Raw genomic sequence first — 12,960 nt, 5'->3', positions numbered from 1 at the left:
CCATAGCCCGCAAATCACAAACGCCCGGGCGCCAATCCTTTAAAACCTGAAAACTAGGCTCGATAGAAAAGCGCCCGGACCTGTGGAAACCCGAGAAGTATTTAGTTATTAAACGATTCGGTATCAATTACGAATCGGAACTTGACGTCACCTTCGACCACGCGATCGTAAGCTGCGTCAACCTCGTCTACGTTCACCTTCTCGATGACTGCACTCAAACCATGCTCCGCACAGAAGTCGAGCATCTCCTGAGTCTCGCCGATGCCACCGATGTTGTTGCCCGTAAGGACCTTACCGCCGCCAACAATTCGGCTGAGCTTCAGCGACATTGCCTCCGGAGGCAGGCCAACCACGGACATAATGCCGCGTGGCTTCAGCAGCCCAAGGTAGCCCTCAAGATCGTACTGCGCCGAAATCGTGGAGAGGATGAAATCGAACTCACCACGGTGGTTCTTGAAGAAGTCCTCTTCCTCAGAGGTTGCGAGCGTGCGGTGTGCGCCAAGCTTCTTCGCTTCCTCCGCCTTGCGTGAGGTACGGGAGAGCACGGTGACGTCTGCGCCCTTTGCCGCAGCAATCTGGACGCCCATGTGGCCCAGGCCGCCGAGACCGACGATGGCCACTTTATCCCCCTCCTTGACGTTCCAGCGTGCCAGGGGCGAGTAGGTGGTGATGCCTGCACACAGCAGCGGTGCGGCAACGTCGAAGTCGAGTCCGTCTGGAATGCGCAGAACAAAATTCTCGTTAACAACGACCTTTTGCGCGTAGCCACCCTGCGTGATGGTTCCGTCGACGTCTTTAGAGTTATAGGTGCCAACGTTGCCGTTCAAGCAGTTCTGCTCCATACCGGCCTGGCACTGCTCGCACTCTCCGCAGGAGTTGACGAGGCAACCGACGCCGACGCGGTCACCAACCTTAAACTGGGTGACGTTCTCGCCCACCGCGGAGACAACTCCGGCAATCTCGTGGCCGACGGTCAGCGGGAAGTGAGCCTCTCCCCACTCATTACGAATGGTGTGGATGTCGGAGTGGCAGATACCCGCGGCCTTGATGTCGATAACTACGTCATCCTCGCGCGGGTCGCGGCGCTCGATTTCCACGACCTTGAACGGTGCATCGGGAGAGGTCTTCTGAAGTGCTTTAGTCTTAATTGGCATGGGAACCACCCTACGCTTGTTTTCATTACCGGCGCCTAATAAAAATGGCTCCCAAAACTCAATTAACCCTGCAGTTTCTCCGCAATCAGCTTGTTAACCTGCGCTGGGTCTGCCTTGCCGCGGGTGGCCTTCATGACGGCACCCACGATGGCGCCGGTGACCTTCGTGTTGCCAGCCTTGTACTTCTCTACGATGTCCGGGTTAGCGGCAAGAGCCTCGTCAACAGCAGCTTCAATCGCGCCGTCGTCACGCACAACCTCGAGCCCGCGCTTAGCGACGACCTCATCAACGTCACCCTCGCCCGCCAACACGCCGTCGACAGCCTGGCGCGCCAACTTGTTGGTCAGCTTGCCCTCGTTGATCAATGCGATAACGCGCGCGACCTGCTCCGGGCTGATATCGAGAGCGCTAAGCTCCACGCCGGCCTCGTTTGCCTTACCTGCCAGGTAAGAAACCCACCAGGAACGTGCCTCATCCGGCTTCGCGCCAGCTTCAGCGGTAGCGACAATGAGATCAAGCGCGCCAGCATTGACGAGGTCACGCATTTCTTCATCCTTCAAGCCCCACTCTTCCTGGATGCGAGCGCGGCGGATCCATGGCATCTCCGGCAAGGTCTTGCGGATCTCTTCCACCCACTCGCGGGAAACGATAACCGGCGGCAGATCCGGGTCGTTGAAGTAGCGGTAATCCTCAGCGGTCTCCTTTGGACGTCCCTTGGAGGTAGAACCGTCAGCCTCCTGGTAGTGGCGGGTCTCCTGGACGATCTCGCCGCCATCTGTGATGACCTGGGCCTGGCGCTGCATTTCGAAGCGCACTGCCTGCTCCACGGACTTCAGAGAGTTAATATTCTTGGTCTCGGTACGGGTACCAAACTCCTCCTGGCCCACCGGGCGCAGGGAGAGGTTGGAGTCAACGCGCATAGAGCCCTGGTCCATGCGAGCATCAGAAACGCCGAGGGCTGCAACCAGCTCACGCAAAGCGGAAACATACGCCTTGGCAACCTCAGGAGCGCGCTCGCCAGCGCCGATGATCGGCTTGGTAACGATCTCGATGAGCGGGATGCCGGCGCGGTTACAGTCCACCAGGGAGCTCGTCGCACCATGGATACGGCCGGTAGCGCCACCGATGTGAGTCAGCTTGCCGGTGTCTTCCTCCATGTGTGCTCGCTCGATCTCAACGCGCCACTCGGTGCCATCCTCCAGAACGACATCCAGGTAACCGTCGTACGCGATCGGCTCGTCGTACTGAGAGATCTGGTAGTTCTTCGGCTGGTCTGGGTAGAAGTAGTTCTTGCGCGCGAACCGAGAAGACTCAGCAATCTTGCAGTTGAGCGCAAGACCAATCTTGATTGCACCCTCGACGCCGGCAGAGTTGACTACCGGCAGTGCGCCTGGCAGGCCCAAGGACACTGGGTCGACGTTCGAGTTCGGCGCTGCGTTGAAGTTCGTCGGCGATGTGGAAAACATCTTGGTTTGGGTATTGAGCTCGACGTGAACTTCCATACCCATTACTGGTTCGAACTTCTCTAGGACCTCGTCGTAGTCCATCAGGTCATAAATCGCAGCAGTCATGGGTGCCATCTTAGTATGAAGCCACGAACGCGCATGCATTCCCCTATGATGGCCGATAAGCTGCCCGCGCACTACCTCGCGTCCACTTGGGTGGCACAGGACGACAACGGCCTTCAGGCCTATACTTTGGGCATGCCCATGCTCGGCCACCCAGAACTCCAGATCCGCGACTTCCAGGGCAGCCCCGACGAGCTGTACTCCATGCTTGCCAACATTGCTGACTACGCTCAACAAGGCGCGACCTTAAAGGATGGCGACACCATGGCCTTCGCGGAGGGCGAACCCCCGATTCGCATCACTGCGGAGCCGTGGATTGTCGACGCCGACGTGCCCGCCCTTCGCATCCATTTCTAGGCAAAACGAAAAATGTCACCTCACAGGCGAGGTGACATTTTTTATATGCGTCCTATCTAGCCAAACAACGCTTGGGCGTTGGCATAACGCTTCGGCGGAACAACCTTCAGCTTGCCCACGGCTTCTTCCAGCGGAACCAGGTCGATGCTCTCGCCATGCAGCGCCACGCACATGCCCGACTTGCCATCGTGAGCGGCGCGAACGGCATGGACTCCGTAGCGCGTTGCAAGCACACGGTCATAAGCAGTCGGCGTACCGCCACGCTGGATGTGCCCTAGCACCGTGGTACGCACGTCGTAGCCGGTGCGCTTCTTAATCTCGTCACCGATAACCTGGCCAATACCGTTGAAGGTCTGGTGACCGAACTGATCAACTCCGCCCTCTTCAAAGTCCATGGTGCCTTCCTTCGGCAACGCCCCCTCAGCCACACAGATGATTCCGTACTTCTCGCCCATCTGGAAACGGCGTTCCATCGCCTTGGTGATGTCGGCGATATCGAAAGGCACCTCGGGAATGACCGTATAGTGCGCGCCACCAGCCATGCCCGCGTGCAGTGCAATCCAGCCCACGTGACGGCCCATGACCTCCACGATGAGGATGCGGTCATGGGACTCAGCAGTGGTGTGCAGGCGGTCGATAGCGTCAGTAGCCACGGATACTGCGGTATCGAAACCGAAGGTGTAGTCGGTGGCGTTAACATCGTTGTCAATAGTCTTAGGTACACCAATGACCGGAATGCCATTGTCGGACAGCCACTTCGCGCCCTTTAGCGTGCCCTCGCCACCGATGGCAATGAGCGCATCAACGCCGGCGTCTTCCATATTTGCCTTGATGGTATCCAGGCCAGCCTTGAACTTATCTGGGTGCAGACGGCCGGTACCCAGAATGGTTCCGCCACGCAACAGGATGCGATCGATCTCGGCGTCGTCATAAAGATCTCGCCGGCGATCTTCCATCAGGCCTACCCAACCGTCTTCGTAGCCCACGACAGTGGAACCGAATTCGTTGGAAGCGGTGCGAACAACCGCGCGGATAACAGCATTCAGGCCGGGGCAATCGCCGCCGGAGGTAAGTACAGCAAGGCGCATGAGTTCCAACTTACCCGCTCATAATTTCGCTCGCACCGTGCAGGGTGTCCCGAAAGCTTAAGGAAGCCAGCCCACCGACTACAAGCACCGCTATGATGACGAACAGTGCTGCAGAGATACCCGCCACCTGAAGTGCGGCCGAGACTGCCGCGACGCCGAGGACCGAGCCCACCTGGCGCGAGGTGTTGTACACGCCCGAAGCAGCCCCCATTAGCTCTGGCGGTACGTCGCGCATAGTGGTCGCTGCATTCGAGCCCCAGATGAAGGATTGCCCGCAGCCCAGCACAGCAATCGGCGCGCACATCCACCACGCGCCGAAATCTAGGTTAATCACCACAAGCGCCGCGCTAAACGACGCCGCCATAATCACGAAACCGGTAATCGCCAACCGCCGCGGGTCCAAGCGATCCGCCAAGATCCCAGCCACCGGTGAAATCAGTAAAGACACCAGTGCCATCGGCGCCACGATGACTCCCGCAGTTGCCGCCCCAACCCCCTTGTCCTGCTGTAGCCACAACATGATGGGCAGCATCATCGACGCGGCCATAAAGCCCATAGCAACGATTGCGAAGCTGCCCGCGGAGTAATTGCGGTCGTCGAAAAGCCGCAGCGGCACCAAAGCCTCGCTGCCAGCTCGAGATTGCAGCCACACAAAGGCTCCCAGGCCTGCGAGTCCTACGGCCAACAGTGCCCAAATCCAGCCATCCCAGCCAGTCTCAGGGCCTTGCTGAATGCCGAACACGAGGGCGCTCAAAGCAATAAAGGACACCGCCACCGAAACGCCGTCGACCTTGCGCGCTGTGGTCTTAAGCGCCGGAACCCACATGGCCGAAAGCACCACTGCCGCAACCACGAAAGGAACGTGCGCCCAAAACACTGCCGGCCAGCCAAAGCCACCAACAAGGAATCCGCCCAGCAAAGGTCCCAAAAGTGAAGCCACCGAACCAATAACTCCCCACACGCCAAGCGCACGTCCCCGCCGCTCGCGGGCAAAGACGCGATTGATGACAGCCATCGACTGCGGCATCTGCAACGAGGCGCCGACGCCCTGCACCGCTCGGGCGGCGATCAGAACCGAAATATTGGGCGCTAAAGCACAGGCCAGCGCACCCAAACCGAATACACTCACGCCCAGTTGGAACATTCGCTTTTGCCCGAAAATGTCTCCCAGGCGGCCCGTGCACAGCAATGGAACGACCACGCCCAACAAATAAATAGCCGAGACCCACAGCACCCCGTTGATAGAGGCACCTAGCCCTTTCTGGATACTGGGCAAAGCAACTGCGATCATTGACTGATCGAGCAATGACACGAAAAAGCCCAGAGACAAGGCGAACATCGCCCGCCACGCCTGCCGCTCTGGTGGTAATCCTTCAGCTTCAAAAGTGGGCACATTCATGACTGCGAAGTCTAGCGACAGCCACGGACACGGGCCTAAACTGGCCGACATGGCAATGATCGATATCAAGAAACCACAGCAAGTATCCACTGCTACCACCGTGGCCTTTGGCCTCATCGGTGGCTGGCTCAGCGCCAAGGAGACCGGCATTCGCCCGCTGGGCGGCGTCATCCTCGGTGCAGCGGGAATCTGGGCCGGCCGCAGCTGGTTGGCAAAGACCAACCCAGCTACCACCGCTGCCCTGTCCGCGCTCTATGTAGGCGCATTCGGCGCCTCGCACCCGCTGGCCAAGAAGATTGGCGCGTGGCCCGCCGTGCTGAGCGTAACGGCGGCCTCCGCGGGTGCTTCCTACGTCCTCTCAGACGCGAAGTAAAAGCTAGCTACTTACGGCCAGCTTCGTAGGCAGCGCCGACCTTGTACAGGCGGTCATCTGCGAAGGCCGGGGCCATGATCTGCAGGCCCGTCGGCAGGTTGGTATCAGATGCCATGCCGGCGGGCACGGACATGCCGCACACACCCGCGAGGTTCAATGGCAGCGTGCACAGGTCGAAGTTGTACATCGCCATCGGATCCTCAACCTTCTCGCCCAGCTTGAATGCGGTGGTCGGGGTGGTCGGGGAAACCAAGACATCGGCCTTCTCGAAGGCCTTCTCAAAGTCCTGCGCAATCAGCGTACGCACGCGCTGTGCCTGCAGGTAGTACGCATCGTAGTAGCCCACGGACAACGCATAAGTGCCCAGCATAATGCGGCGCTTGACCTCAGGACCAAAGCCCGCCGCACGGGACAAAGACATAACCTCTTCTGCGGAGTGCGATCCATCGTCGCCCTCGCGCAGGCCATAGCGCATGCCGTCGAAGCGCGCTAGGTTAGAAGAAACCTCACACGGCATAATCAGGTAGTAGGCGGCCAGCGCATCATCAAAGTGCGGGCAGTCCACCTCGACAATCTCCGCGCCCTGTTCTTTAAGCTGCTCTACCGCTGCGTGGTAAGCCTCCATGACGCCCGGCTGCCAGCCGTCGCGCTCAAATTGCTTAATGAGGCCGACCTTGACGCCAGTAAGATCGCCCTTTGCTCCTTCGCGAGCAGCCTCCACGACCGGCGCGACCGGCTTATCCACGGAGGTTGCATCGAATGCGTCGTGGCCAGCGATAACCTCATGCAGCAGCGCAGTATCCAGAACCGTGCGGGCGGTGGGGCCAGCCTGATCCAAAGAAGAAGCAGCAGCGATGAGGCCATAACGAGAAACGGTGCCGTAGGTCGGCTTCACGCCGACGGTATTGGTCAGCGCTGCCGGCTGACGGATCGATCCGCCAGTATCGGTACCGATGCCCAACGGCGCCTGGCCTGCCGCAAGAGCTGCAGCAGTACCGCCACCGGAGCCACCCGGGGTGCGCTCGGTGTCGTACGGGTTATGTGCCGGGCCATACGCGGAGTTCTCATTGGAGGAACCCATTGCAAACTCGTCCAAGTTGGTCTTGCCCAGAATCGGGATGCCCGCCTCACGTAGCTTGGTGACCAAGGTTGCGTCATAAGGTGACATCCAGCCTTCCAGCATCTTGGAAGCTGCGGTAGTCGGGGCGTCGGTAGTAACCAGCAGGTCCTTCAGAGCCAGAGGAACGCCAGCCAGTGCGGAGGCCGGCTTTTCGCCCGCATCGAGCGCCTTATCGACGGCGTCGGCAGTAGCCAGCGCCTGCTCCGCACCGACGTAGAGGAATGCGTTGAGCTCGTCGTTGGTCTCCGCGATGCGATCCAAGAATGCCTGCGTCACCTCGCGGGAGGTCAGCTCACGAGAATGGATCTTATCCGCCAGCTCCGCAGCGGAAAGGCTTAAAATTCCTTCTTCAGGTGCAATGAAAGTCGACATTATTCTTCTCCTCCACCCAAAATCTGCGGTACTACGAAACGATCATCCTCGGCAGCCGGAGCCTGATCCAAGGCCTGCTCGGCGGTCAGGGTGCGCACGATGATGTCCTCACGCATCGGAGCGACCACAGAGTGCGGGTGGGACATCGGCTCGACGCCCTCGGCGTCGACCTTGCCCACGGCAGACACGGAATCAACAATTTTGTCGATCTGCGTCGCAAACTGCTCCAGCTCTTCGTCGCTTAGCGCAAGGCGCGACAGCTTAGCCAGGTGCGCGACCTCTTCACGCGAAATCTCAGACACGCGTTCTCCATCCTTTAATACACAGACGTGATTGGTTACATTCTTGTAGCTATCGCACCATGGTACTGCACGAACAGGTTCCAACACAGCACCGGTCCCCGATCACCTACGCGCGAATTTAATTCCGGTTTTCCAGAAAATTTCTATTGAACACTGTGGAATTGGGCTTGTACGATAGTGAAAACTATTCTTACGACCGAAAGTTAAAAATGTCCTTCCTCGTCCGTGTCCTCCTTCCCGATACCCCCGGTAGCTTAGGCAAGTTAGCGGACGCTTTAGGCAACGTCAACGCCAATATCGAATCCGTCGACATCGTGGAAAACTTCCCCGATGGTTCAGTCATGGATGACATCGTGATTGAGCTACCCAAGGGCGCAATGGCCGATGAAATCATCACCGCCGCCCAAGGCGTCGACGGTGTCGATATCGATTCGATCCGCCCCTTCAGCGGCCGCGTCGACCGCCGCGGCCAGATTAGCTTGCTTGCCGACGTCGCTTCCAAGAAGAACGTCACCGCCGCTATGCAGGAAGTATGCGCCGCAATCCCAAAGTCACTTACCTCTAACTGGGCCATCGTCATTAACAACGAATCCCCGATTAGCCGCCTCGCCAGCTCCGATGCTGCTCCCGCCGACGACGGCACCATCCCCGAAAGCATTGACGTCGACACTGCCCGAATCTTGAACCCAGACCGCGAGGAGTGGATCCCCGAGTCTTGGTCACTTCTCGATTCCGCACTCGCCGCAGCCCCACTGGTTGGCACCAACTACGTCATCGTCATGGGCCGCGTGGGCGGGCCGGACTACCTCGCTTCCGAGGTAGACCACTTGGGCAATCTCGGCACGATTTTGGGTGCTTTCCTTAGGAAGTAGCCAACAGCTCCTTAAAGCCCTCCTCATCCAAGATGGTCAGGCCCAAATCCCTCGCCTTCGTCTCCTTCGAGCCGGCGTTCTCACCAACCACGACGTAGTCAGTCTTCTTAGACACCGAGCCAGAAGCCTTTCCTCCCCTTGCGATGATGGCCTCCTTCGCCGAGTCGCGGGAGAAGTCCTCCAAGGTGCCAGTCACGACGATGGTAAGCCCCTCGAGCGTCTGCTCTAGTTTTTCGGTGACCGTATCTTCCATAGTCACGCCAGCATTCGCCCACTTTTCCACGATGTTGCGGTGCCAGTCGATTTCGAACCACGCCTTAAACGACGCCGCGATAATCCCGCCCACACCATCGGTGTCCGCCAGCTCGCTTTCCGACGCCGCGCGCAGCGCCTCCATAGACCCGAACCTCGTCACCAATGCACGCGCGGCAATCGGGCCAACGTGGCGGATCGAAAGGCTCACCAGCACGCGCCAAAAGTCAGCCTGCCGCGCGCTTTCCAAGTTCTTCAACAGCTTTTTGCCTTGCGCATTGAGCTTTCCAGCTTTAGTCGTATAGGCAGAAGACTGCAGCAGCTTTTCCTCATCCAAATCGAAGAGTTCCGCTTCGTCGACAAGCACGCCCGACTCGATGAGATCCACCGCGGCCTTTTCGCCCAAGGCCTCAATGTCCATGCCTTTGCGGGAAGCCAAATACTCCAGGCGGGCGGCAAGCTGCGCCGGGCAGCTGCGCGTATTGGGACAACGCCAGTCTTGATCGCCGTCTTTTTGCGGTGCCAGCTTGGTGCCGCAGGAAGGACAATTCTCTGGGAAGACCCACTCATGCACGCTATCGTCGCGCAGTTCAAGAACGGGCCCCAGCACCTCAGGGATGATCTCGCCGGCCTTGCGGATGACGATGGTATCGCCAATCATCACGCCCTTGTTCTTGACCTCGAACTGGTTGTGGAGGGTCGCCTTCGACACCGTCGAACCAGAAACGAATACCGGTTCCATCACTGCAAACGGCGTAATCCTGCCGGTACGTCCCACGCCGACCTCGATGTCCAGCAGCTTCGTGGTCACTTCCTCCGGCGGGTACTTGTACGCGATGGCCCAGCGCGGCGCACGCGACGTCGCGCCCAGCGCCCTTTGTGAAGCCAAGTCATCGACCTTGACCACGAGACCATCCATCTCGAAGTAAGCATCATGGCGATGCTCCGCCCAATACTTCACTTCCTTTTGCACGGCTGCAGCCGAGCTGACCTTCTTTGTATATGGCGAAACCGGTAAATCCCAGGCTTCCAGCGCCTTGTACGCATCATGCTGGGAGGTCGGCTCAAAACCCTCACGGGCACCGATGCCATGGCAGACCATGTGCAGGCGACGCTTCTTGACCTCGTTCGGGTCCTTCATGCGCAAGCCACCTGCCGCTGCATTGCGCGGATTGGCAAACGTCGGCTTGCCGTCTTCGCGGCGTGCCGCGTTAATCTCCGCAAACTCGTCAGGGCGCATGTACACCTCGCCGCGAATTTCCACCAGCTCCGGAACGGGATATTCATCGCTGCCGCTGAGTTCATGCGGGATATCCGGAATAACCCGCGCATTCGCAGTGATATCTTCGCCGATGCGGCCGTCGCCACGCGTTGCAGCCGTAACAAGCTTGCCGCCGCGGTAAACCAAGTCAATAGAAAGCCCATCGATCTTCAACTCAGTCAGATAAGACTTCGCCGGAGTCCTATCCAGCCAATCCTGCATCTCTGCCTCATCGAAGACATTGTCCAAGCTGTAGAGGCGCTCCAAGTGCTCAATATCCGCGCCCTCGGCTGGGGTCGCGCCGACCTGCTGGGTCGGAGAATCCGGAACCGCCAACTCCGGATGCTCTGCCTCTAGCTGCAGAAGCTTTTGGAAAAGCTTGTCGAAATCTGCATCTGGAATCGCGGGTTCACCGTTGTAATACAGCTCCCGGTGCTTGCGCACTTCCTGCGCTAGTTCGGACCATTCGCGTTGGATATCTACTGGATTAGTCACAGTGAAACAGTCTAGCCAGACTCCATGTCTGGCCGAAGCGCTAGAGTGTTCCACATGAACTTCGACGCCAGCCGCATGCTCTCCTTCGACCTCGAGACCACCTCCGTAAACCCAAAAGAAGCACGAATCGTCACCTCCGCATTGGTCCGTATTGATGGCCGTGAAGTGGACAAACGCGAAATGCTCGCCGACCCAGGCGTTGAAATCCCTGAGGCCGCTGCAAAGGTCCACGGCATCACCACTGAGAAGGCCCGCGCCGAGGGCCAACCGCATGACGAAGTCCTCGAAGAGACCGTCCGCTCCATCAAGCAGGCGTGGGAAGATGGCCTCACCCTCATCGTCTACAACGCCGCCTACGATCTCTCCGTCCTGCGCGCGCTCACCGGTGACTTCACCGTCACCGGCCCTGTTTTCGATCCTTTCGTAGTTGATCGCGTCAAGGACAAGTGGCGCAAGGGCAAGCGAACGCTTGGCGACGTCTCTGCACACTACGGCGTCACCCTCGAAAACGCTCACGAGGCGACCTCGGACGCACTCGCCGCAGCCCGCATCGCGTGGATGCAGGTCCGCCAGCGCTACCCCGAGCTATCCCAAATGAGCACCGACGAGCTTATGGAGTACCAGGCCGTCGAGTGGTACAAGGACCGTGAATCCTTCAAGAAGTACTTGGAAGGTCAAGGTAAGGACGCAAGCGACGTCTCCACTGCGTGGCCGATGATTAGCTAAACATTGCAGATTTTTTAAAATTCTGGAATTCTAGAAATATGAATTCCAGTACCTCTTCGAACCTTCTTGAGCAGCGACTCGCATCTCTTGAACAGCGAGTCGCCACTCTTGAAGGCAATACGCATGTAGAAACACAATCCGATTCCCGCTACTGGCTCGTCGAGGCCCTCGAAGAAGGGCCCGGCATTCCCGACGGCTCCGTCATCTTTGGCGGCGACGTCACCATCGGCAATCGCGAGTACAAATACCAATGGCAGCGCCCCACCCAATTCGTCACCGACGAGTCTTGGGAAGAAAACATCAAACGTCTTACCGCCATCGCACATCCCACCCGCGCGGAGATCCTGCGTCGCCTCCTGTGTGCACCCGCCAGCGCCAGCGACCTTGTACAGGAGAGGCTGGCTAGCTCCACAGGAACCGCATATCACCACCTCAACGAACTCAGCAGCGCCGGGTGGATCGCCAAATCCAAGTCCGGCACCTTCGAAATCCGGCCGACCCGCGTCATCCCCCTCATGACAATCATCACCGCGACGGAGGCGCACTAATGAACTTTTCCATTGGCAAACTCGCAATCGGATTCCTGGTCACTGCTCTCGTAGCATCCGGCCTTGTCCTGGTAGGCCCTCACCGCATTGCCCTGGCAACCGAGGCCACTGGCTCGACCGACCTAGCCCAGAAGCTGCGTGACAATGCGCAGCGCGGACACCACAATCTGACGACCTTTACACTGGCGAACGGCGAGACCTCCTTCGCAGGCCTTGGTGCCGACGAACATACCGAGGTCGAAATCGGTTCGGTAACCAAGATGTTCACCGCGGAACTCATCCGCCAAGAGGTCTCTGAAGGCAACCTCAAATACGACGCTAGGGTTGGTCAGTTTCTTGATACCGGCGATTCCCCTATCAGCGATGTGCGCATCGAAGAGCTAATGGAGCACACATCTGGGCTACCAAGACTCGCTGCAACTAATCCCTTTACCGGAATCTCCACCATGCTCACAGGAGGCAACCCCTACGCGAAAGAAACTAAAGAGCAACTCATCGATGCCGCCACTTCCTCCGACCTCGCAGGTCGCGGCGAAGAGAATTATTCCAACCTCGGCTACGGACTCCTCGGGCTCATCTTGGAAGAGGCTTCCGGTAAGCCTTTCGAACAACTGCTACAAGAGAAAATCTTTGCACCGATTGGAATGCACGAGACTTACCTCATGACCCCAGGCAGCGTTCCTTCCGATGCCCCGCGTGGCTACACCGGTCGCGGACAAAAGGCTCAACCCTGGGAATTTCCAGCAAGTGGCGCCGCCGGCGGTATTCGGTCAACACCCAAAGACATGAGCTTGTTCGCCAATTGGCTCATCGAACATGGCGACTTCCAGCATGGCTGGCAAGAAAACGAGGCCCCAGTTCCCGCTGGTTACTGGCACAACGGAGGCACTTACGGATATTCGACAATGCTCATTATCGATCCGCAGAGTTCAAAAGTAGCCTTCGTCTCAAACGACACCGAAAAGGGCACTGAAGAACTCGCTCGCACTATTTTTGGGGAGCTACATTGATGTTTTCACTTGTAGTAATTATCGGTCTTCTGCTGAACATTGCATGGCACCTCGTGAGAACTA

Annotated in this window: 13 protein-coding genes; 6 read left to right on the top strand and 7 right to left on the bottom strand. The window is 58.5% G+C overall.

Annotated features, from left to right (window positions below; translation table 11 throughout):
• Positions 1-101 precede the first annotated feature (101 nt).
• Positions 102-1,154, bottom strand: a complete 1,053-nt coding sequence (locus QKB66_RS01780) for an NAD(P)-dependent alcohol dehydrogenase (RefSeq protein ID WP_414252555.1) — start codon at positions 1,152-1,154, stop codon at positions 102-104.
• A gap of 62 nt (positions 1,155-1,216) precedes the next feature.
• The gene (gene gatB, locus QKB66_RS01775; protein ID WP_061922090.1) at positions 1,217-2,725 is read right to left on the bottom strand and encodes an Asp-tRNA(Asn)/Glu-tRNA(Gln) amidotransferase subunit GatB; all 1,509 of its coding nucleotides are present in this window, start codon (positions 2,723-2,725) and stop codon (positions 1,217-1,219) included.
• A gap of 33 nt (positions 2,726-2,758) precedes the next feature.
• On the opposite strand from gatB, the gene QKB66_RS01770 reads away from it, so the two are divergent.
• Entirely contained in the window at positions 2,759-3,079 is a 321-nt protein-coding gene (locus tag QKB66_RS01770) for a DUF4261 domain-containing protein (RefSeq protein ID WP_179294375.1), read from the top strand.
• 56 nt (positions 3,080-3,135) lie between these two features.
• Here QKB66_RS01770 and QKB66_RS01765 read toward each other — a convergent pair whose 3' ends face one another.
• Together QKB66_RS01765 and QKB66_RS01760 are read right to left on the bottom strand one after the other, a co-directional pair.
• Positions 3,136-4,167, bottom strand: coding sequence for an ATP-dependent 6-phosphofructokinase (locus tag QKB66_RS01765; RefSeq protein WP_414252554.1), 1,032 nt, complete (start codon positions 4,165-4,167; stop codon positions 3,136-3,138).
• Between the two features lie 10 nt (positions 4,168-4,177).
• Complete coding sequence (locus tag QKB66_RS01760; protein WP_414252553.1) at positions 4,178-5,566, bottom strand: DHA2 family efflux MFS transporter permease subunit; 1,389 nt, start codon at positions 5,564-5,566, stop codon at positions 4,178-4,180.
• Positions 5,567-5,615: 49 nt separating this feature from the next.
• Between QKB66_RS01760 and QKB66_RS01755 the strand changes: the two genes are divergently transcribed.
• The gene (locus QKB66_RS01755; protein WP_061922175.1) at positions 5,616-5,939 is read left to right on the top strand and encodes a hypothetical protein; all 324 of its coding nucleotides are present in this window, start codon (positions 5,616-5,618) and stop codon (positions 5,937-5,939) included.
• Between the two features lie 7 nt (positions 5,940-5,946).
• On the opposite strand, the gene gatA is transcribed toward QKB66_RS01755, so the two are convergent.
• Together gatA and gatC are read right to left on the bottom strand one after the other, a co-directional pair.
• A complete protein-coding gene (gene gatA / locus QKB66_RS01750; RefSeq protein ID WP_414252552.1) occupies positions 5,947-7,431 on the bottom strand; it encodes an Asp-tRNA(Asn)/Glu-tRNA(Gln) amidotransferase subunit GatA in 1,485 nt (494 codons plus the stop codon).
• Complete coding sequence (gatC, locus tag QKB66_RS01745; RefSeq protein ID WP_414252551.1) at positions 7,431-7,733, bottom strand: Asp-tRNA(Asn)/Glu-tRNA(Gln) amidotransferase subunit GatC; 303 nt, start codon at positions 7,731-7,733, stop codon at positions 7,431-7,433. Before gatC ends, gatA begins: the two co-directional genes overlap by 1 nt.
• Before the next feature lie 209 nt (positions 7,734-7,942).
• Here gatC and QKB66_RS01740 point away from each other — a divergent pair, with 209 nt between their 5' ends.
• Positions 7,943-8,605: an amino acid-binding ACT domain protein gene (locus tag QKB66_RS01740; protein ID WP_062044258.1), complete on the top strand. Its 663-nt coding sequence runs from the start codon at positions 7,943-7,945 to the stop codon at positions 8,603-8,605.
• Here the strand turns inward: QKB66_RS01740 and ligA are convergent.
• Complete coding sequence (gene ligA, locus QKB66_RS01735) at positions 8,595-10,613, bottom strand: NAD-dependent DNA ligase LigA (protein WP_414252550.1); 2,019 nt, start codon at positions 10,611-10,613, stop codon at positions 8,595-8,597. The genes QKB66_RS01740 and ligA overlap by 11 nt on opposite strands.
• Positions 10,614-10,667: 54 nt before the next feature.
• Here ligA and QKB66_RS01730 point away from each other — a divergent pair, with 54 nt between their 5' ends.
• The 3 genes from QKB66_RS01730 to QKB66_RS01720 are packed head-to-tail and all read left to right on the top strand — an operon-like array spanning position 10,668 to position 12,897.
• Positions 10,668-11,339: a 3'-5' exonuclease gene (locus QKB66_RS01730; protein WP_096337348.1), complete on the top strand. Its 672-nt coding sequence runs from the start codon at positions 10,668-10,670 to the stop codon at positions 11,337-11,339.
• A 38-nt stretch (positions 11,340-11,377) separates the two neighbouring features.
• A complete protein-coding gene (locus tag QKB66_RS01725) occupies positions 11,378-11,887 on the top strand; it encodes an ArsR/SmtB family transcription factor (RefSeq protein WP_061922059.1) in 510 nt (169 codons plus the stop codon).
• A complete protein-coding gene (locus QKB66_RS01720) occupies positions 11,887-12,897 on the top strand; it encodes a serine hydrolase domain-containing protein (RefSeq protein WP_414252549.1) in 1,011 nt (336 codons plus the stop codon). The genes QKB66_RS01725 and QKB66_RS01720 overlap by 1 nt, the downstream gene beginning before the upstream one ends.
• Positions 12,898-12,960 lie beyond the last annotated feature (63 nt).

The sequence above is a fragment of the Corynebacterium sp. c25Ua_89 genome (assembly GCF_047459735.1).
GTDB classification, from domain to species: Bacteria; Actinomycetota; Actinomycetes; order Mycobacteriales; family Mycobacteriaceae; genus Corynebacterium; species Corynebacterium simulans.
Note: the sequence above shows the minus strand (reverse complement) of the source record. Positions and strands in the feature narration are given on the sequence as shown.

Excerpts from the sequence above, each read along its gene's own strand:
- QKB66_RS01780 (WP_414252555.1), bottom strand. The coding sequence starts at position 1,154 with ATGCCAATTAAGACTAAAGCACTTCAGAAGACCTCTCCCGATGCACCG.
- QKB66_RS01770 (WP_179294375.1), top strand. The coding sequence starts at position 2,759 with ATGCATTCCCCTATGATGGCCGATAAGCTGCCCGCGCACTACCTCGCG.
- QKB66_RS01720 (WP_414252549.1), top strand. The coding sequence starts at position 11,887 with ATGAACTTTTCCATTGGCAAACTCGCAATCGGATTCCTGGTCACTGCT.
- QKB66_RS01725 (WP_061922059.1), top strand. The coding sequence starts at position 11,378 with ATGAATTCCAGTACCTCTTCGAACCTTCTTGAGCAGCGACTCGCATCT.
- QKB66_RS01755 (WP_061922175.1), top strand. The coding sequence starts at position 5,616 with ATGGCAATGATCGATATCAAGAAACCACAGCAAGTATCCACTGCTACC.
- QKB66_RS01760 (WP_414252553.1), bottom strand. The coding sequence starts at position 5,566 with ATGAATGTGCCCACTTTTGAAGCTGAAGGATTACCACCAGAGCGGCAG.
- QKB66_RS01740 (WP_062044258.1), top strand. The coding sequence starts at position 7,943 with ATGTCCTTCCTCGTCCGTGTCCTCCTTCCCGATACCCCCGGTAGCTTA.
- QKB66_RS01730 (WP_096337348.1), top strand. The coding sequence starts at position 10,668 with ATGAACTTCGACGCCAGCCGCATGCTCTCCTTCGACCTCGAGACCACC.
- gatA (WP_414252552.1), bottom strand. The coding sequence starts at position 7,431 with ATGTCGACTTTCATTGCACCTGAAGAAGGAATTTTAAGCCTTTCCGCT.
- gatB (WP_061922090.1), bottom strand. The coding sequence starts at position 2,725 with ATGACTGCTGCGATTTATGACCTGATGGACTACGACGAGGTCCTAGAG.
- QKB66_RS01765 (WP_414252554.1), bottom strand. The coding sequence starts at position 4,167 with ATGCGCCTTGCTGTACTTACCTCCGGCGGCGATTGCCCCGGCCTGAAT.